Origin of the sequence: Rhodobacter sp. 24-YEA-8, from assembly GCF_900105075.1 — a bacterium.
In the GTDB taxonomy this organism is placed as follows: Bacteria; Pseudomonadota; Alphaproteobacteria; order Rhodobacterales; family Rhodobacteraceae; genus Pseudogemmobacter.
Genome location: NZ_FNSK01000001.1, coordinates 1,510,655 through 1,527,725 on the forward strand (window position 1 = coordinate 1,510,655; position 17,071 = coordinate 1,527,725).

A 17,071-nucleotide genomic window follows, 5' to 3' on the forward strand; every position below is an offset into this window, starting at 1 on the left:
TGGTAAAAGCTGAGAACACCCCGCGCAACAGGCTGCGCAATGCGACTTCGGGACTGGTCCTGATGAAAGCCCCGGACATGTGCACATTCAGGGGCGCGATCATGAGCGCAGTCATGAGCTCGGCATTCGCCGCACCGCTGGTCGCGCCGGTGGTTTTTGCACAGCCCGCGCTGGCGCAGAACCTGTTTGCGCCGCGGGTCTACGTGAATGAGCAGGTCATCACCGAATATGAGGTGACGCAGCGCGCGCGTTTCCTCCAGATCCTGAATGCGCCGGGCGATCCTGAAACCGAAGCGGTGAAATCGCTGATCGACGACCGGCTGCGGATGAGCGAGGCGAAACGGCTTGGCGTTAAGCTGAAGCCGGAAGAACTGACTGCGGGGATGGAAGAATTCGCCACCCGCGCCAATCTGACCGCCGAACAGCTGATTGCGGAACTGGCCAAGGCCGGTGTCTCGGCCGAAACCTATCGCGATTTCGTCCAGGCCGGTGCCTTGTGGCGCCAGGTGGTGCGGGATCGTTTTGCCGGGCGAGTGCCGGCCTCCGACGCCGATGTCGACAAGTTCCTGGAAGCCGCGACCCGGCCAAAGGCGATGAAGGTTCAGGTCTCAGAGCTGGTGATCCCGGCCGAACCCGGCCGTGAGGCCGAGGCGATGGCACTGGCAGAGCGGCTCTCGCGCGAGGTCAAATCCGAAAGCGCCTTCGCGGCGGCGGCGCGCAACTATTCGGCGGCGCCCACCGCGCCTACCGGCGGTCGCGTGCCCGACTGGCTGCAGCTTTCCAACCTGCCGCCTGCGATTTCCTCGCAGCTGCTGGCGCTGTCGCCGGGAAAGACCTCGGCGCCCATCTCGGTGCCGGGGGCGGTGGTTCTGTTCCAGCTGCGCGCGATTGCCACGGATGAAAAGGCCGCGCCAATCAGCGTCACGGTGGAATGGGCCGATTTCCTGATCCCGGATTCGATGGAAGAACTGGTGCGGGTCAGCGCGGGCTCAGATGTCTGCAACGACCTTTACGCCCTGGCAAAGGGCTTGCCGGCCGACAATCTGACGATCCGGACACAGGCATTGTCGGAAATCTCGCCCGAGATTGCGCTTGATCTTGCAAAGCTGGATCAGGGGGAGTTTGTGACAAAGCCGCGCGGTGATGGCTGGCGGCGGCTGATCATGCTGTGCAAACGGCAGCCGGTCATGGATCCGCCCCCGAACCGCGAGCGGGTGAAAGAGGTTCTGATGAACCAGAAGCTCGATGGTCTGGCCGAGAATTATCTCGAGGAACTGCGCCATGCGGCGCTGATCCGCCGGCCCTGATATCAGGCTGACGGGCAAGCCCGGGGGGCATATAATCGGGGTCGGCCCCCGCCCCCCCGGAATATCTGGATCAAGAGAAAGACAGGAGCGGAGCTTTGGCGACGATAGACGGGCTGCCGCCACTGCGCGAAGTGATCCGCGCCCATGACCTGGTCGCGAAAAAGCAACTGGGGCAGAATTTCCTGCTCGACCTTAATCTCACCTCGAAGATTGCCCGTTCGGCGGGGGATCTGAGCGGCTCCGATGTCCTTGAGATCGGGCCAGGGCCCGGCGGGCTCACGCGTGGGCTGCTGGCCGAAGGCGCCCGCCATGTGGTTGCGGTTGAAAAAGACGCGCGCGCGCTGCCGGCGCTGGCCGAGATCGCTGCGGCCTATCCCGGGCGGCTGACGGTGCTGCATGGCGATGCGCTGGAGCTGGATGTGGCGGCGCATCTGACCGCACCGGTAAAGATTGCGGCCAACCTGCCCTATAATATCGGCACCGAGCTTCTGATCCGCTGGCTGTCGCCGCCAGTCTGGCCCCCTTTCTGGCAGAGCCTGACGCTGATGTTTCAGAAAGAGGTGGCCGAACGGATCGTGGCAAAGCCCGGCAGCGACCATTACGGTCGGCTGGCGCTGTTGGCGGGCTGGCGGACCGATGCGAAGATTGTCATGACCCTGCCGCCGGAAGCCTTCACCCCGGCGCCGAAGGTGCATTCGTCGGTGGTGCATCTGACCCGGCTCGAGGAGCCGCGCTTTCCGGCGGATGGCAAAGTGCTGAACCGGATTACCGCCATGGCCTTCAATCAGCGCCGCAAGATGCTGCGTTCCTCGCTGAAGGGGCTCGCGCCTGATGTCGAGGCGCGGCTGGAATCGGTTGGAATCGCGCCGACTGCGCGGGCCGAAGAAATCGGGCTGGAAGCCTTTTGCGCGCTGGCCCGCAATATTTCGGCCGGAACCTGAAGACTGACGGGTCGGTGGCTGCCGAGGCTGGCAGCAACATCGCCTCCGACGAGATACTTTGAGTTTCGCCCTGATCTCTGGACAGTTGTTCGGCTGATTTGCGCTGTTGGTCCCGCCCGTGGATCAGTTTCGATGCTGTTTCAGGACGCCCCATCGCGGGAGCCGTCCCCGGGCCTGTGAGCCAATCTGACCGCCGTGCAGACGACGCATGTGTCTTTCAGCAAGGCGAACAGGCGCTCAGGGAAGACGTGGTCTGACAGGCCGCTGATTTAGCACCGGGCTGAGAATGTTGTTCTTTGCCCTTTCAGGGCTTTGGTTTGTGCATCTGACCTATTTGGCGGGTTTGGCTGATCGCGCGCTTTGCTGCGGCGAAGCGGTGGGGGGCTGCGTTCAGCGCAGCAAAGCAGAAGCGCCGTTCCGGCGTGTCAGACACCCACGAGGCCAGAACCTTGCGGGAGGTCACCATCCCATGTCGGCGAGCTGACAGAAGCCCCCCGTTGCGAGGCCAGACCGCACGTGCCGCGAACCAGGTCTGACCGGCGCGCTACCGGCGCAACCCTTCAACACTGCAGGGGGAGATCGCGCAGCGCTCTGCCGGATTGTCAGCTTTGGGTTTCCAGTTCAGATCGGCGGCCGGCACACGCATAAGCCGGACAGGCCCCTGCTTTGCATCATAGACCTTGTTCGAAACAGGCAAGGTCATTTGCCAGGCACGGTAAAAAGGCCTGTCCGGGCCAGGCCGTTCAATCCGTAACATCAGGTTGGGTGCATTTCCGGCGCCCCATTGCTTCTCTATAAAAGGACGCGTGCGGTCCCGACCAGAGGCGACACTGAGCACCCGCCGACAGTGCCACGCCAGTCGGCGGGAAAACAAAAAGGCCGCCCCGGGGCGGCCTTTCTTTCCTTCACTCGGCGGCTTCGGGGGTATCCGGGCCACTGGCGGTCTTGCGCGGGCGGCTGACGCGACGCGGCTTTTCGATCTCGGCGACCTCTGCAGGCCCGGCAGCTTCGTCAGCCTCACGACGGGCATTGGCGCGCGGCGCGCGGCTGCCGGCGGGACGCTCGGCTTTCGCAGGTTTTTCGGCAGGTTTCTCACCGCGCGGCGTGCGCGGACCACGCGCGGCGCGACCCGTGGCTGAAGATTCGGTTGCGGCAGATTCGCTCGTGGCAGGTGCGGCTGCAGGCTCTTCGCCGGCCTCGGCCGATTTGCTGGCAGTGGCGAAAAGCGGCGTATCTGCAGCGGCCTCCGGAGTGGCAGCGGGTGCGCTCTCCCCGCCGGACAGTACCGGTTCCGAAGGCGCGGGCGCCGGGGCGCCACGTTCGGGAAGATCAACGAGGCCGCTATTATCCGAACCAAAATCGATCACATCTGAAATCAGATCCGGCTGGCGGGTGTCTTCGCGCTGATGGCGCGGCTCCCGTCCCTCGCTACGACCTTCGCCGCGCGGTTCATTGCGCGAGTCGTTCCGGTTCTCGTTGCGCCCTTCAGCGCGGGTCTCATTCCGGCCCTCGTTACGACCTTCACCCCGGTTGTCCCCGCGGTGGTCATTGCGACCATCATTGCGGGTTTCACCGCGGCTGTCATTTCGGCCATCGTTGCGCTCAAAGCGGTCGCCGCGATCATTGCGGTTGTCACGCTCTCCACGCTCGCGATTGTCGCGGTTGCCGCCATTCTGGTTGCCATATTGGCCGCCATTCTGGTTGCCGGAATTCTGGTTGCCAGAGCTCTGGCCGGCGCCGCTTTGCTGATATTGCTGTTGGCGGGCTTCCTGCTCGACAGCAAGCTCGCGCTGCGCCTCGGCCAGCATCCTTGTATAATGCTCGGCATGCTGGAGGAAATTCTCTGCCGCCACGCGGTCATTCGACAGCTGCGCATCCCGCGCCAGCGTCTGGTATTTTTCGATAATCTGCTGCGGCGTTCCCCGCACCTTGCCTTCAGGACCCGACGAATCGAACACACGGTTGACGATATTGCCGAGCGAGCGCGGGCGGTTCTGATTTGAACGCGAGCGTTTCTTGGAAGAGCGCATCTTTGCCTAATGTCCAGGGATCACCGTGGCCCCCATAATGCCGCTTTGTGCGACGGGAAATGCAGGGGCGGGATCGGTTTTGCGGGAAGGGCGCGGTCAGCGCCAGATCCACCGCATGAATTTGCTAAACCATGTGAGCCGCAGTCTGGCAAGCTGATTCTGCCGGGAAATGCACTCATCCACAGGGTTTTTTCGGTGAAATACGATATAGTTGCCCATTTGCCGGGTTCAAGACGCGCAATATCAGCAAATGCTCTGCTGATTAAGGTGGGCAAAGACGCAGGTCAGGCCGCAGCGATGGCGCTGACAACCCTGTCTTTGCCGTCAAAATCCTGAATTATGTCTACATTTTTAAAGCCACCGGCGGCAAAGATCTCTGCTACCGCCCTGCCCTGATCCCAGCCGACTTCGACGATCAGCCGGCCGCCAGGCCGCAGGGCTGCGGGGGCCTGGGTCGCAATGGCACGGTAAGCGCTCAGCCCGTCGCCGAAATCGGTCAGCGCGAGATGGGGCTCATGATCGCGGACTTCGGGCTCAAGGCCGGCCATGGCGTCGAGCGTGATATAGGGCGGGTTCGAGACGATCAGATCGGCCTTTTCCGTGACGCCGTCGAGCCAGCTTGTCCGGACGAAATCTGCCCGCCCGCTCAGGTCAAGTGCTTCGGCATTGCGCCGCGCCACGTCGAGCGCCGCAGCCGAGATATCGGTCGCAATCCCCGTCGCCGCAGGGTTTTCTGCAAGCAGGGTCAGAAGGATCGCCCCTGTCCCGGTGCCAAGATCGATCACCTGCGAGAATGGCAGCCGCAGCGCTTCGCTGATCAGGATCTCGGTCTCGGGGCGCGGGTCGAGCGTGTCGGCTGTGACGATGAAACTGCGACCGTAAAACAGCCGCTGGCCGACGATCTGCGATACGGGCATGCGGGCGGCGCGGGCAAGAACCGCGGCATCGAACCGGGACGCAGAGCCATGATCCAGCGGATCCGCCAGATGCAGCAAAAGCCGTTCAGGCCCGATCCCGATGGCATGTGCCAGCAAAAGCCGCGCATCACGGGCGGGATCTTCAACTCCTGCCGCGCGCAGCTGCGCCACGGCCTCCGCCAGCACCAGTTTCGCCAGACGGCCCGGGCCGGTGCTCATGTCTCTTCCTCGGCCAGCCTGCTGGCCTGGTCATGGGCACTCAGCGCCTGGATCACCTCGTCCAGATCGCCCTGCATGATCTGGTTCAGCGCATAGAGCGTAAGGTTGATCCGGTGATCGGTCATCCGGCCCTGCGGGAAATTATAGGTGCGGATGCGTTCCGAGCGGTCTCCGCTGCCGACCTGCGATTTGCGGTCGGCGGCGCGTTCACGGGCCAGCCGGTCGCGCTCGATCTCAAACAGGCGGGCGCGCAGCACCGCCATGGCATTGGCGCGGTTCTGATGCTGAGATTTTTCCGACGAGGTCACGATGATGCCGGTGGGCAAATGGGTGATCCTGACTGCCGAGTCGGTGGTGTTCACATGCTGGCCCCCGGCGCCCGAGGCCCGCATCGTGTCGATCCGGATGTCAGAGGCCGGGATGTCGATATCGACCTCTTCCGCCTCGGGCAAAACGGCGACGGTCGCGGCCGAGGTATGGATTCGGCCCCCGGCTTCGGTCTCGGGCACGCGCTGCACGCGGTGGACGCCGGATTCGTATTTCAGCTTCGCATAGACCCCGGTGCCCTGGATATAGGCGGTGAATTCCCTGATGCCGCCCAGATCCGTGGTCTGGCTTTCAAGCACTTCGAACCGCCAGCCCTGGGCTTCTGAATAGCGCTGATACATGCGGGCAAGGTCGCCTGCGAAAAGGCTCGCCTCCTCGCCGCCGGTTCCGGGGCGAATCTCGAGGATCGCCGGACGCTGATCGGCGGCATCTTTCGGCAATAGCGCGAGGCGCAGCTGATGTTCCATTTCGGGCAATGCCTCGCGCAGACGCGGGAGTTCTTCTTCCGCCAGCGCGCGCATTTCGGGATCACCGAGCATGGCCTCGGCCTCGGCCAGATCGGCGCGGGCGCGCATCCAGGACGCGATCCCCGTGACGACCGGCTTCAGGTCGGAATACTCGCGGCTCAGCGCGGCAATCTCGCTTGCCGCGGCGCCGGCATTCAGCCGGGCCTCGACATATTCAAATCGTTGGGTGATGCGGGCGAGTTTGTCCTGGGGCAGCATGGATAACCCCTGCCGTGCGCGACGGCGCGGGTCAAGGGGGCGCAGCGGTCCCTGAGCCCGGGGTCAGGAAGACGAGCCCCCTTTGCCGCCTGCTGCGCGGATGGCCTGCAACAGCCTTTGGCGCACCGGCCCAAGCCAGGCGTCCGACCAGATCATGCGCCGCCCCTTGCGGTCCACCACTTCGCTGCCTTCCGGCAGATCAGCCAGCGTCCCGGCCTTGACCTCGGCCCCGGGCAGCGTGATGGCGGCAAGACGCGCGCGCCGCCGCCGCACCCATGGCAGTGCACCGTATAGCCGCCCCAGCCAGAGCCAGGGCAACATGAATTCGGCAGGGAGCTTCACGACCATATCGCGCGGCACCGCCGAGATCACCGGCTGCGCCACCCAGGAGATGAAGCGCTCATCCGCCCGCATCGGGGTACCGGTGAAATCCTCCCTGCCCTTTGCCATGGCGAGGAATTGCCCGGCGATGTAATCGCACCGCCCTGGTTGCCAGACCACGACCGAGCTGTTGCCACGTGCATAGCGCCGGCCGGCGGTCAGCCGGTGCAGCACCCGTGATGCCGCGCCAAAAGGCAGAACCGTGCTTTGCAGGATCGAGATCGCATCCGGGTCGCGCCGCCGCCGGATCAGCGGCGACAGATCGCCCAGCACAACCGTATCAAGATCCAGATAAATCGCCGGCAGATCTCCGGGCACAAGCTCCGGGCAGAACATGGCGAGCTTGGCCTGGCAGCCGCCGCGCATCCATGCGGGCTGAAGGAATTCGGGCGGGAAGGCCAGTGTGCCGATCCCGTCTGCCAGCCCTTCCCGGGGCCGGTCGGTGATCAGCAGCACGCGCTGCAGCCCCGCCGAAGTTTCGCGCACGGCCGCGACAAGGCCATTCACATCCTGAGCGCCATATTTCTCGCCCCAGATCACCAGCACCAGCTGCCAGCCGGCGATATCGCTCTGTCTCATCGTGATCGGCCCTGCGCCCGGAATTCCAGGATCCGATCCTGCCCTGATCGCGCGGGAAGCGCCAGCCGCCTGATTTTGGCGCGCTGGAACAAAAAAGCCATAACACCCTGGTTCAGAACATTTTCTGACCGGCCTTCGCGAGATGGAAGCCATGGCCTTCGCCATTCCGGCAGGTCAGGCCGGTCTTTTCCGACTGGCAAATGATCTCACCGATCACCAACTCTGACCCATAGCCCAGAACCGCCGAACGAGGATCGCGGACCGTATCGCCGTGACAGGTCAGCTCGGCCGGCCCGGTCTCGCCGAGCAGGAAGGACATGCCCCAGTCAAGATCGCAATCCTCGGGCGGCACGGTATAGGTCTGTTTGCCCTCTGCCATGTCACAGCGCAGCCAGAGATCGCCCTCAGATGCATCATAATAGCAATGGATATTGTCTGATGGGCTGCGAAAGCTGCCGCTCTGATCCTGAGCCGCCGCCGCCCTGGCATCGAAGATGGTGGCTGGCCCGAAGGCCAGCACCGAAAGGAGAAGAAACCGCCACATCTGTTATGCTCCTGTTCTGGCCGGGGACCGATCAGGGCCAGACACCGGCAAAAACCGGCCTTACCCCGGGATCGGTTGCGACTTTTCGACAAGGCGGGCGAGGAAGCTTGCGCCGATCGGCGCGGCCTCATCGTTGAAATCATAGGCCGGGTGATGCAGCCCCGCCCCCGGCCCGATGCCGAGGAAGAGATAAGATCCGGGACGCGCCTCCAGCATATAAGAGAAATCCTCGGATCCCATCTCGCGATTTGACTGATCATTCACCGCCGCATCGCCCGAAATCTCGCGCGCGACCGAGGCCGCGAATTCGGTCTCTTTCTCGTCATTGATGGTGGCAGGATAGCCCCATTCGTAATTCACCTCGGCATCGACGCCGAAAGCGGTCGCGGTGCCCGAGACGATCTCGAGAAAGCGCTTTTTCAGAAGATCGCGCACATCGGGCCGGAAGGCGCGGATCGTGGCGGCGAAAGTGCCGCTTTCGGGAATGATGTTCGAGGCGGAACCCGCATTGATCATCGTGACCGAGATCACCGCCTCGTCCAGCGCATAGACGTTTCTCGGGATGATGGTCTGCACCGCCTGGACCATGGCCACGATTGCCACCACCGGATCGACGCATTCATGCGGCGTCGCTGCATGGCCGCCACGGCCCGTCACCGTGACCCAGGCCGTATCGACCGATGCCATGATCGGCCCCGGCGTGGTCTGGAAATTTCCAAGCGCCAGATTCGGCGCATTATGGATCCCGAAGACGCGGGCAATGTTGAAGCGATCCATCACGCCCTCTTTCACCATCACCTCGCCGCCGCCGCCATCTTCCTCGGCGGGCTGGAACAAAAGCGCGACATCACCGACGAAGTTGCGGGTCTCGGCAAGGTATTTCGCCGCGCCCAGCAGCATCGCCACATGCCCGTCATGGCCACAGGCATGCATGCGGCCCGGCACGGTCGAGGCATGGTCCGCCCCGGTGAGCTCGGTGATCGGCAGCGCATCCATATCGGCCCTGAGCCCGATCACCGGCCCCGCTCCGCGCCCCTTGATGATCGCCACAACGCCGGATTTCGCGATCCCCTCATGGATCTCATCGACGCCAAATTCCCGCAGCCGTTCGACGATGAAGGCCGCGGTCTCGTGACAGTTGAATTCCAGCTCGGGCCGGGCATGGATATGCTGACGCCAGCCCTTCATTTCCCCGGCATAAGAAGCGATACGGTTCAGTACGGGCATTGCGGCGGCTTTCCTGGTTGTCTCACGGCCCGGAGGGACCGATTCATCACCCGTATAATGTGACCCAAACCGGAGCTTCGCAATGTCCGTATCCCGCCTTGACCGCGCCGAAAGCGACCAATTGGTTAACGATGACGCGACCCGGGCCGGCGATATCGCGCGGCTGGCGGAAATCATGCTGCGGCTGCGCGATCCGGAAACCGGCTGCCCCTGGGATGTGGAACAGACCCCGGCCTCGATTTCACGCTATTGTCTGGAAGAGGCGCATGAGGTGGTCGATGCCATCGAGCGTGAGGCCTGGGATGAGCTGAAGGGGGAGCTGGGGGATCTTTTGCTCCAGGTCGTGTTTCATGCGCGCATGCAGGAAGAGGCCGGGCGCTTTGATCTGTCAGATGTGATCCGCGCGATTTCCGACAAGATGATCGCCCGCCATCCGCATGTTTTCGGTGACGAAAGCCGCGATAAAAGCCCCGATCAACAGCGCATCGACTGGGAGGAGCTGAAAGCACGCGAGCGCGGACCTGCGCGAGTGCTCGACGGCGTGGCGATGGCGCTTCCGGCGCTGTCGCGGGCGGTCAAGCTGCAGAACAGGGCGGCGCGGGTCGGGTTTGACTGGCCCGGTGCGGGCGATGTGCTGGCCAAGATCACCGAGGAGGCCGCCGAGGTCGTCGAGGCGCGCGACACCCTGAGCGAGGTCGAACTGACTGAGGAAATGGGCGATCTGCTCTTCGTCATGGCCAATCTCGCGCGGCACCTGAAGGTCGATCCCGAGGCTGCGCTGCGGGCAGCAAACCAGAAATTCACCCGCCGCTTCAACCGGATCGAGGACTGGCTGGCCGAGGATGGCCGCAGCCCGGCGGCGTCGGACCTTGCCGAGATGGATGCGCTGTGGGACCGGGCCAAGGCAGAAGAGAAGGCCACAAAGTGAGCGCCAGGGGGTAACTTTCCAGGCCGGCATTCCGCAGGTTATACGTCGATTTGCCCGGAGATTTCGGGAGATGAGACCGCGAAACCGACGGCACGCGCGCGGGGGTTAATCGCTCTGCAGGCAAATTTCCGGATACCCGGCAGATGCCCCGCTCTGCGCCCTCTCCCGTCTGCCGGTGCCAGCTGATTCTCACCTTCTCCGTTGTCTCCAACCGCAATCCCGGCCTTGGCGATACAAGCCGGCACAGGGGCAGTTTTACGCTTAACGGCGCGCCGAGAAACATGTCTGTCAAGGATGACGAAGACGTCTTTACCAATGAGACCGGCGTTGAAAATGACGGCGCCCTGGCCCTTGCGACCAACGGTGAAAGCCGGGGCAGCGCTCGCAAGGCGTCGAAAGCGTGATATCGAGCGGATGGCGACTATATTGCGAGATCAAAAACAGCGATCTTTACGATGGTAGCCCGGTCAGCTTGCAGGCCCCCCGGATCGCGCCCTCTCGCAACGCGGCACGGGATTGGCTAAGCTCGCGTCAGATCCCGGGTACAGCGCAGGTAAAGCTCATGGCAGAACAGCAAAAGATCATCATCGACACCGATCCGGGCCAGGATGATGCGGTCGCGCTTCTGCTTGCGCTGGCCAGCCCCGAGGCGCTGCAGGTGCTTGGCGTGACCGTGGTCGCCGGCAATGTGCCGCTGTCGCTGACGGTGCGCAACGCGCTGAATATCGTCGGCCTCACGGGGCGGCGCGATGTTCCGGTCTTTGCCGGCTGCGACCGGCCCATGAACCGCGAGGGTGTCACCGCAGAAGAGGTCCATGGCGCAAGCGGGCTGGACGGGATCGACCTGGGCGAGCCAGAGCTGACCGTCAGCTCGCAACACGGCGTTGATTTCATTGTCGAAACGCTGCGTCGTGAAGAGGCTGGAACGGTAACACTCTGCACCCTCGGCCCGCTGACGAATATCGCCACCGCTTTCAGCCGCGCCCCGGATATCATCGCGCGGGTCCGCCGGATCGTGCTGATGGGCGGCGCCCTGTTCGAAGGCGGCAATATCACCCCGGCGGCCGAGTTTAATATCTATGTCGACCCCGAGGCTGCGGATATAGTCTTCCGCTCCGGCGTCGATCTGGTGGTGCTGCCGCTTGATGTCACCCATAAGGCGCTGACCTCGCGCGCCTGGGTGAATGGTCTGCGCGCGCTTGGCACCCGCGCCGGAGACGCGGTCGCCGCCTGGACCGATTTCTTTGAGCGCTACGACACCGCGAAATATGGCACTGACGGTGCCCCGCTGCATGACCCTTGCGTGATCGCCTTCATGCTGCGCCCCGGGCTCTTTTCCGGTCGCTTCATCAATGTCGCAATCGAGACGAAATCCGAACTTACGCTTGGCATGACGGTGGCCGACTGGTGGGGCGTCACGAAACGGGCGCCCAACGCGCTTTTCATCGGATCGGTTGACCGCGACGGCTTTTACGCCTTGCTGACCGAACGCATCGCGCGGCTGTAAATCAGTTTGGGGGCCGTCAGGTTTCGGGCAGCATCACTGAAAACACCGAGCCCCTGCCCTTTTCGCTCTCGATCTTCAGCCAGCCGCGATGGCGGTTGATGATATGTTTGACGATGGCGAGCCCCAGTCCGGTGCCGCCTTCAGCCCTCGAACGATGGGCATCGACCCGGTAAAACCGCTCGGTCAGGCGCGGCAGGTGGATCGGGTCGATCCCGTCGCCCTGATCGGCCACATCCACCCGGATCGCCGGCCCGCGCGAGGTGGTCTCGCGCGTGATGGTCACCGTCACCGGCTTGTCGCGCGCCCCGTATTTCACCGCGTTTTCCATGAGGTTCAGGAAAACCTGGGTCAGCTGGTCGGCATCTCCCGGCACCATGACCCGCCCGTCGATCCCCTCAAACCGGATCGTGCAGCCATGCGCCTCGGCCACCTGGCGCACCGAGGCCGCAGCCGAGCGCAGAATTCCGGGCAGATCAATGGTTTCGCGCGGCCGCACCCGTTCTTCAGCCTCGACCCGGCTCAGATGCAGAAGATCGCGCACCAGCCGGTTCATCCGCCCGGCCTCGCGCGACATGATACCAAGAAAGCGGTCGCGCGCCACCGGGTCATCCTTCGCCGCCGATTGCAGCGTTTCGATAAAGCCCATCATCGCCGTCAGCGGTGTGCGCAGCTCATGGCTGACATTGGCGACAAATTCACGGCGGATCGCCTCGTTCTGCGCCTCCGAGGTCACATCCTGCATCACGCAGATCACCTGCGGCGGATCGGCGGCGGGCAGGCCCGAGACCTTGACCCGGTATTGCGCATCATCGGGCAGGCGCAAAAGGATGCGCCGTTGCGCCCCATCCCGCCGCGTGCCTGAAACCGCATCCAGCAGCTCCGGACCGCGCAGTGAAAGCGCCAGGTTACGGCCCCGCGCCTTTTCGCCCAAAATCGCCAGCGCCGGCACATTGGCCGCCCGGACCGTGTCGCGGTCGTCCAGCGTGAAGGCCGGCAGTGGCAGCCCATCCAGCAATTGCTCGACCAGCCCAGGCTGTGCCTCGCCGTCCTCGTCCGACATCACGCGTGCCCCACCGGTTTCAGTCCGGCGCGGAAGCGGCGCGCATTGGCCTGATAGCCCTCGGCCGAGAGGATCAGGCGGGCTTGCGCGGCCTCATCCAGCACGCGCACCACCTTGCCGGGGCTGCCCATGACAAGGCTGTAATCGGGGATGACCTTGCCTTCGGTGATCAGGGCACAGGCGCCGATCAGACAGCCTTTACCGATCCTTGCCCCGTTCAGCACCGTCGCCCCCATTCCGATCAGTGAGCCCTCACCGATCTCGCAGCCATGCAGCATCGCCTTATGGCCAATGGTGCAATTCGCGCCGATCACCAGCGGATAGCCCATATCGGTATGGAGCACCGCATGTTCCTGGATATTCGAGCCCGCGCCCACATCAATCAGCTCATTATCGCCGCGCAACACAGCGCCGAACCAGACATTCGCCCCCGGCCCCAGCCGCACCTTGCCGATCAGTTCGGCCGAGGGCGCAACCCAGGCTTCCGCATCAATTTCAGGCGCGAGCCCATCGAGTTCCCAGATCATCTTGCGGCAAACTCCTCATTGAGACCGCGCACAAAGCCGGCCAGATCGGGCTGTCTTTCCCGTTTCAGCCGCTCCGCGGTGATGATGGCGCGCAGCCGCTCGAAACATTCATCCTGGTCGTCATTGACCAGCACGTAATCATATTCGGCCCAATGGCTGATCTCGTCGCGGCTTTTCGCCATACGGCCTGCGATCACGTCTTCGCTGTCCTGACCCCGCCCACGCAGCCGGCGGTCGAGTTCCGCAATCGAGGGCGGCAGGATGAAAACCGATACTGCGTCGCGCCCTAGGGCCGAATTGCGGATCTGCTGGCCGCCCTGCCAGTCGACATCGAACAGGGTATCGCGGCCCTCGGCCATCGCGGCCTCGACCGGCGCGCGCGGGCTGCCGTAGAAATTGCCGAAGACCTCGGCATGTTCCAGCATCCCCCCCTGATCCACAATGGCGCGAAAGCCGTTATGGTCATGGAACCAGTAATGGATGCCATGTTCCTCGCCGGGCCGCGCTTTGCGCGTGGTGGCCGAGACCGAGAATTTCAGTGTCGGATCCCAATCCATCAGCCGCCGCGCCATGGTGGATTTGCCTGCGCCCGAGGGGGAGGAAAGGATCAGAAGAAGCCCGCGCCGCGCCAAATTACCACTCCCCGTTATTCGACATTCTGCACCTGTTCGCGCATCTGGTCGATCACCGTCTTCAGGTCAAGCCCGATCCGGGTCAGGTCGATATCCTGAGACTTTGACAAAAGCGTATTGGCCTCACGCAGGAATTCCTGCATCAGGAAGTCGAATTTACGACCGACCGGCGCCTGATCGGCCAGCAAGGCCCGGGCCGCCGCGACATGGGCGGTAAGACGGTCGATCTCTTCGGTGATATCGGCTTTCACCGCCATCAGCGCGAGTTCCTGCGCGAGGCGGGTTTCATCAAGGCCATCGACATTCCTGCCGACCCTCGCCAGCGCCTCGCCAAGCGCCTCGCGGGCTTTCGGGCGGCGGGCCTCTGCGGCGGACTTCGCCGCCGCGACAAGGTCGGAAATCCCGCCCAGCTGCGCCGCGATCACGGCGTTCAGGGCCTGGCCCTCCGCCGCGCGCGAGACATTGAAAGCCTCGATCAGCGCCGGCAGATCGGCGAGAATCGCTGCCGCAAGCGGCGCGGTATCCTCATCGGTGCCCGACGTCTCGATCACTCCGCGCATCGCCATCAGATCGCCGGCCGTCAGCGGCGTCAGCAGCAGATCGGCCGCAGTCGCCCGCGCCGTCACCTCGCCCGCAAGCCGCAACAGCACATCCAGCACCTCCGTATTCAGGCGCGGGCCCGCCTGGGCGCCTTCGTCCCGGCTCAGCCGTAAGGACAGGCTGACATTGCCACGCCCGAGCGCCTTTTGCAGCGCGGCGCGCAGCCCCGCCTCGAGCCCGTCAATCCAGTCCGGCACCCGGAGCCGCAGATCAAGCCCTTTGCCATTGACCGAGCGCAGATCCCAGGCCCATGAAAATCCCACGGCCTGACCACGTCCGGCCGCAAATCCCGTCATTGAAATTGTCAAAATAAACTCCCATCAGCCCGGTTGGCCCGGACCGTTCAGGTTCCCATAACAGCTCTTTACCATTTTAAGAGATTTCCATGCAAACCCGGTAGATTTTGTTCTAAAATATACCTGACGATACAACATCACTGCGACGGCCGGCTCCACCGGTCTCGCGTATCGGGGTACAGGGGCGCGGGGGCGTTACAGGTTACGTTACAGGCACACAGGCGACCGGGTCCGCCCGGCCTTTGGTGCAGGAGGCGGGTTTGACACAGGATTTCTTCACCCTCGGACCGGCACGGCGCGACCCGGCTGAAGAGGCACGTTTTATTAGCCTGCAAAGGGTGCGCGGCTATTGGGAAGGGCTGATCGGGCCGGGCGGCGCGCTTCCGGAGCCGGCGGCGCTGGATCCGCGCGGGCTTTTGCCGGCGCTGGAGGATGTGTTCCTGGCCGAGCGGATCGGCGAGGGGCTTTTGCGACTGAGAATCGCCGGGCGGCGGGTCTCTGCTCCGGCCGGGGTCGATATGCAGGGCCTGCCGCTTTCGGCGATATTCCTGCCCGAGGCACGGCCGGCACTGGCCCATACAGTGGAACGGGTCTGCAATCATAATTCCCTCGTGACGATGGAATTGCAGGCGGAAGGCGGCCCTGGTCGCCCGGCGCTGACGGCACGGCTTTTGCTCCTGCCGCTGGCAGTACCGTTGCGGGGCCAGCCGACAGTACTCGGATGCCTCTCGACCCTGGGTGAGATCGGCCGTGCGCCGCGTCGGTTCATGGTTGCAGGCGCGGTGGAAGAGCGGCTGGGCCAGCGGATCAAATCGGCCTCCGCCAGGCCGGGGCATTCAGTCACCCTGCCGGATTTTGGCCAGGCCGCTTTGCCGCAGGCCCCGAACAGCCAGCCGGAAGAGCGGGTCCCGGATTACATCTTCGCGGAAAGACCTGCCGATTTTACGGTGCCCGACCTCGGGGATGCTGCGGGTGGCGACGGGCAGGCGACAGAACCTCCGGCACGGCCAAAGCTGCGCCTGGTGCATTCGTCAGACTGAAAATGCGGGCAATAACGGGGCAGCGCCTGGCACCCTGCCCGGCCGTCAGCCCGCCGCAGGGGTTTCGCGCTGATCCAGTTGCAGGCTCATGAAGTGCAGATCGAGCCAGCGGCCGAATTTCTGCCCGACCTGGGGCATCACCACGCCTTCGCTGAAGCCGAGCTTGCGATGCAGCGCCAGCGAGGCGGTGTTTTCCGCCTCGATCCCGGCGATCATCACATGCAGGCCCTGCGCACGGGCGCGGGTGATCAGCGCCTCCATCAGCGCATGAGCGAGGCCAAGACCGCGATAGGCGACGCCCACATAGACCGAATGTTCCACCGTAAGCCGATAGCCATCAAAGGCCCGCCAGGCGCCGTATGAGGCATAGCCGGTGACCCCGCCATCTTCGGCCTGCGCCACCAGCACCGGGTAGCCCCCCGCGCGCCGGGCCGCCATCCAGTCGATGCGATTGGCGGCATCCACCGTCGCTTCGTTCCAGATCGCGGTCGTATGGAGCACGGCGTGATTATAGATCTCCGCGATGCCCGCGGCGTCATGGTCAAGGGCATCGCGGATCTGCATCATTTCACCATTTTGCGGATATAGGTCCAGGTGGGCACAATCGCATTGCGCGCCACCGAAAATGCCTCGGCATCGCCCAGATATTCAAACCCCGCATTGGTCAGCACGCGGGCCGATCCGGGATTGTCCTGGAACACTTCGGCGAAATAGGTGCTGTCTTCCAGAGGGTTGGCCGCAACCAGCGCCCGCACCGCCTCGGAAGCGATGCCGGTATTCCAGAATACCGGCGCGACCCAATAGGCGACCTCGGACTGGCCGGAGCGGCCTGCCTTCACCTCCATCGGTTTAAGGCTGATCACCCCGAGAAGTTCGGACAGACCATGTGCGGCCCCGTCCATCACCCAGACCGAACCCGGCCGGTCATGGTTCATCGACCGGTTGACATAGGCCTCGGCGGCGCCGGGCGGGAATGGGTGCGGGATGTTCTGCGTCGCATCGGCCACGCGTTTATCGCCGGCGTAATGCGCAATCAGACCGGCGTCAGAGGCCCGGACCGGGCGCAGGATAAAGCGCCCCGCCGCGATCTGCAGGTCACTGACCCCTTCCACTGAAGCAGCTGCCGCAGCGATTCCCTTACCGGCGCCGTAAGGCCCCGGGCTGCGGATCGTCTCGAATTCCATGGCTTCCCTCCTGCTCGAAGCTCATGTGGGTATCGGATCCTCGTTCTCCCATAGCCGCCCGGGCTTTTCCACGGCGGAAATGAGAAAAGGGACCGGCTTT

General features: G+C 63.9%; 17 protein-coding genes and 1 pseudogene. 6 read left to right on the forward strand and 12 right to left on the reverse strand.

Going from position 1 to position 17,071, the window contains the following annotated elements; translation table 11 throughout:
• Positions 1 to 113: 113 nt before the first annotated feature.
• Positions 114 to 1,307 carry a peptidylprolyl isomerase gene (locus tag BLW25_RS07485; protein WP_171909502.1) on the forward strand — a complete coding sequence of 398 codons (1,194 nt, stop codon included), beginning with the start codon at positions 114 to 116 and terminating at the stop codon, positions 1,305 to 1,307.
• Positions 1,308 to 1,402: 95 nt separating this feature from the next.
• Positions 1,403 to 2,248, forward strand: a complete 846-nt coding sequence (rsmA, locus tag BLW25_RS07490; RefSeq protein ID WP_092897809.1) for a 16S rRNA (adenine(1518)-N(6)/adenine(1519)-N(6))-dimethyltransferase RsmA — start codon at positions 1,403 to 1,405, stop codon at positions 2,246 to 2,248.
• Positions 2,249 to 3,855: 1,607 nt separating this feature from the next.
• On the opposite strand, the pseudogene BLW25_RS25495 reads toward rsmA, so the two are convergent.
• The 6 genes and pseudogenes from BLW25_RS25495 to BLW25_RS07525 form a co-directional block, all read right to left on the reverse strand.
• A pseudogene (locus BLW25_RS25495) lies at positions 3,856 to 4,278 on the reverse strand (DUF4167 domain-containing protein); the annotation flags it as partial.
• A 284-nt stretch (positions 4,279 to 4,562) separates the two neighbouring features.
• Complete coding sequence (prmC, locus tag BLW25_RS07505) at positions 4,563 to 5,414, reverse strand: peptide chain release factor N(5)-glutamine methyltransferase (RefSeq protein ID WP_092897814.1); 852 nt, start codon at positions 5,412 to 5,414, stop codon at positions 4,563 to 4,565.
• Positions 5,411 to 6,466: a peptide chain release factor 1 gene (gene prfA / locus BLW25_RS07510; RefSeq protein ID WP_092897816.1), complete on the reverse strand. Its 1,056-nt coding sequence runs from the start codon at positions 6,464 to 6,466 to the stop codon at positions 5,411 to 5,413. Before prfA ends, prmC begins: the two co-directional genes overlap by 4 nt.
• 63 nt (positions 6,467 to 6,529) lie before the next feature.
• Positions 6,530 to 7,426 (reverse strand): hypothetical protein, encoded by an 897-nt coding sequence (locus BLW25_RS07515; protein WP_092897818.1) that lies wholly within the window; start codon positions 7,424 to 7,426, stop codon positions 6,530 to 6,532.
• A 112-nt stretch (positions 7,427 to 7,538) separates the two neighbouring features.
• Positions 7,539 to 7,970, reverse strand: a complete 432-nt coding sequence (locus BLW25_RS07520; protein WP_092897820.1) for a DUF6636 domain-containing protein — start codon at positions 7,968 to 7,970, stop codon at positions 7,539 to 7,541.
• A 60-nt stretch (positions 7,971 to 8,030) separates the two neighbouring features.
• Positions 8,031 to 9,197: a M20 aminoacylase family protein gene (locus tag BLW25_RS07525; protein ID WP_092897822.1), complete on the reverse strand. Its 1,167-nt coding sequence runs from the start codon at positions 9,195 to 9,197 to the stop codon at positions 8,031 to 8,033.
• A gap of 82 nt (positions 9,198 to 9,279) precedes the next feature.
• Here BLW25_RS07525 and mazG point away from each other — a divergent pair, with 82 nt between their 5' ends.
• The 3 genes from mazG (at position 9,280) to BLW25_RS07535 (ending at position 11,632) form a co-directional block, all read left to right on the forward strand.
• Entirely contained in the window at positions 9,280 to 10,125 is an 846-nt protein-coding gene (gene mazG / locus BLW25_RS07530) for a nucleoside triphosphate pyrophosphohydrolase (RefSeq protein WP_092897824.1), read from the forward strand.
• A gap of 281 nt (positions 10,126 to 10,406) precedes the next feature.
• Positions 10,407 to 10,529, forward strand: coding sequence for a hypothetical protein (locus BLW25_RS25225; RefSeq protein WP_290438668.1), 123 nt, complete (start codon positions 10,407 to 10,409; stop codon positions 10,527 to 10,529).
• Positions 10,530 to 10,687: 158 nt separating this feature from the next.
• The gene (locus tag BLW25_RS07535; protein WP_092897826.1) at positions 10,688 to 11,632 is read left to right on the forward strand and encodes a nucleoside hydrolase; all 945 of its coding nucleotides are present in this window, start codon (positions 10,688 to 10,690) and stop codon (positions 11,630 to 11,632) included.
• Between the two features lie 16 nt (positions 11,633 to 11,648).
• Here BLW25_RS07535 and BLW25_RS07540 read toward each other — a convergent pair whose 3' ends face one another.
• Genes BLW25_RS07540 through BLW25_RS07555 form a run of 4 tightly spaced genes read right to left on the reverse strand, consistent with a single transcriptional unit; the run spans position 11,649 to position 14,759 of the window.
• On the reverse strand, positions 11,649 to 12,692 hold the full coding sequence (locus BLW25_RS07540) for a sensor histidine kinase (protein WP_092897828.1): 1,044 nt from the start codon (positions 12,690 to 12,692) through the stop codon (positions 11,649 to 11,651).
• Positions 12,692 to 13,219 (reverse strand): gamma carbonic anhydrase family protein, encoded by a 528-nt coding sequence (locus BLW25_RS07545; protein ID WP_092897830.1) that lies wholly within the window; start codon positions 13,217 to 13,219, stop codon positions 12,692 to 12,694. Before BLW25_RS07545 ends, BLW25_RS07540 begins: the two co-directional genes overlap by 1 nt.
• On the reverse strand, positions 13,216 to 13,851 hold the full coding sequence (gene gmk / locus BLW25_RS07550) for a guanylate kinase (protein ID WP_092897832.1): 636 nt from the start codon (positions 13,849 to 13,851) through the stop codon (positions 13,216 to 13,218). The genes BLW25_RS07545 and gmk overlap by 4 nt, the downstream gene beginning before the upstream one ends.
• A gap of 14 nt (positions 13,852 to 13,865) precedes the next feature.
• Complete coding sequence (locus BLW25_RS07555) at positions 13,866 to 14,759, reverse strand: YicC/YloC family endoribonuclease (protein ID WP_092897834.1); 894 nt, start codon at positions 14,757 to 14,759, stop codon at positions 13,866 to 13,868.
• Positions 14,760 to 15,007: 248 nt separating this feature from the next.
• Here BLW25_RS07555 and BLW25_RS07560 point away from each other — a divergent pair, with 248 nt between their 5' ends.
• On the forward strand, positions 15,008 to 15,787 hold the full coding sequence (locus tag BLW25_RS07560; RefSeq protein WP_171909503.1) for a PAS domain-containing protein: 780 nt from the start codon (positions 15,008 to 15,010) through the stop codon (positions 15,785 to 15,787).
• A gap of 45 nt (positions 15,788 to 15,832) precedes the next feature.
• Here the strand turns inward: BLW25_RS07560 and BLW25_RS07565 are convergent, their stop codons facing one another.
• On the reverse strand, positions 15,833 to 16,351 hold the full coding sequence (locus BLW25_RS07565; RefSeq protein WP_092901703.1) for a GNAT family N-acetyltransferase: 519 nt from the start codon (positions 16,349 to 16,351) through the stop codon (positions 15,833 to 15,835).
• A complete protein-coding gene (locus tag BLW25_RS07570; RefSeq protein ID WP_092897838.1) occupies positions 16,351 to 16,971 on the reverse strand; it encodes a GNAT family N-acetyltransferase in 621 nt (206 codons plus the stop codon). The genes BLW25_RS07565 and BLW25_RS07570 overlap by 1 nt, the downstream gene beginning before the upstream one ends.
• Positions 16,972 to 17,071 lie beyond the last annotated feature (100 nt).

Excerpts from the sequence above, each read along its gene's own strand:
- BLW25_RS07485 (WP_171909502.1), top strand. The coding sequence starts at position 114 with ATGAGCTCGGCATTCGCCGCACCGCTGGTCGCGCCGGTGGTTTTTGCA.
- prmC (WP_092897814.1), bottom strand. The coding sequence starts at position 5,414 with ATGAGCACCGGCCCGGGCCGTCTGGCGAAACTGGTGCTGGCGGAGGCC.
- prfA (WP_092897816.1), bottom strand. The coding sequence starts at position 6,466 with ATGCTGCCCCAGGACAAACTCGCCCGCATCACCCAACGATTTGAATAT.
- BLW25_RS07515 (WP_092897818.1), bottom strand. The coding sequence starts at position 7,426 with ATGAGACAGAGCGATATCGCCGGCTGGCAGCTGGTGCTGGTGATCTGG.
- BLW25_RS07520 (WP_092897820.1), bottom strand. The coding sequence starts at position 7,970 with ATGTGGCGGTTTCTTCTCCTTTCGGTGCTGGCCTTCGGGCCAGCCACC.
- BLW25_RS07525 (WP_092897822.1), bottom strand. The coding sequence starts at position 9,197 with ATGCCCGTACTGAACCGTATCGCTTCTTATGCCGGGGAAATGAAGGGC.
- mazG (WP_092897824.1), top strand. The coding sequence starts at position 9,280 with ATGTCCGTATCCCGCCTTGACCGCGCCGAAAGCGACCAATTGGTTAAC.
- BLW25_RS25225 (WP_290438668.1), top strand. The coding sequence starts at position 10,407 with ATGTCTGTCAAGGATGACGAAGACGTCTTTACCAATGAGACCGGCGTT.
- BLW25_RS07535 (WP_092897826.1), top strand. The coding sequence starts at position 10,688 with ATGGCAGAACAGCAAAAGATCATCATCGACACCGATCCGGGCCAGGAT.
- BLW25_RS07540 (WP_092897828.1), bottom strand. The coding sequence starts at position 12,692 with ATGTCGGACGAGGACGGCGAGGCACAGCCTGGGCTGGTCGAGCAATTG.
- BLW25_RS07545 (WP_092897830.1), bottom strand. The coding sequence starts at position 13,219 with ATGATCTGGGAACTCGATGGGCTCGCGCCTGAAATTGATGCGGAAGCC.
- BLW25_RS07565 (WP_092901703.1), bottom strand. The coding sequence starts at position 16,351 with ATGCAGATCCGCGATGCCCTTGACCATGACGCCGCGGGCATCGCGGAG.
- BLW25_RS07570 (WP_092897838.1), bottom strand. The coding sequence starts at position 16,971 with ATGGAATTCGAGACGATCCGCAGCCCGGGGCCTTACGGCGCCGGTAAG.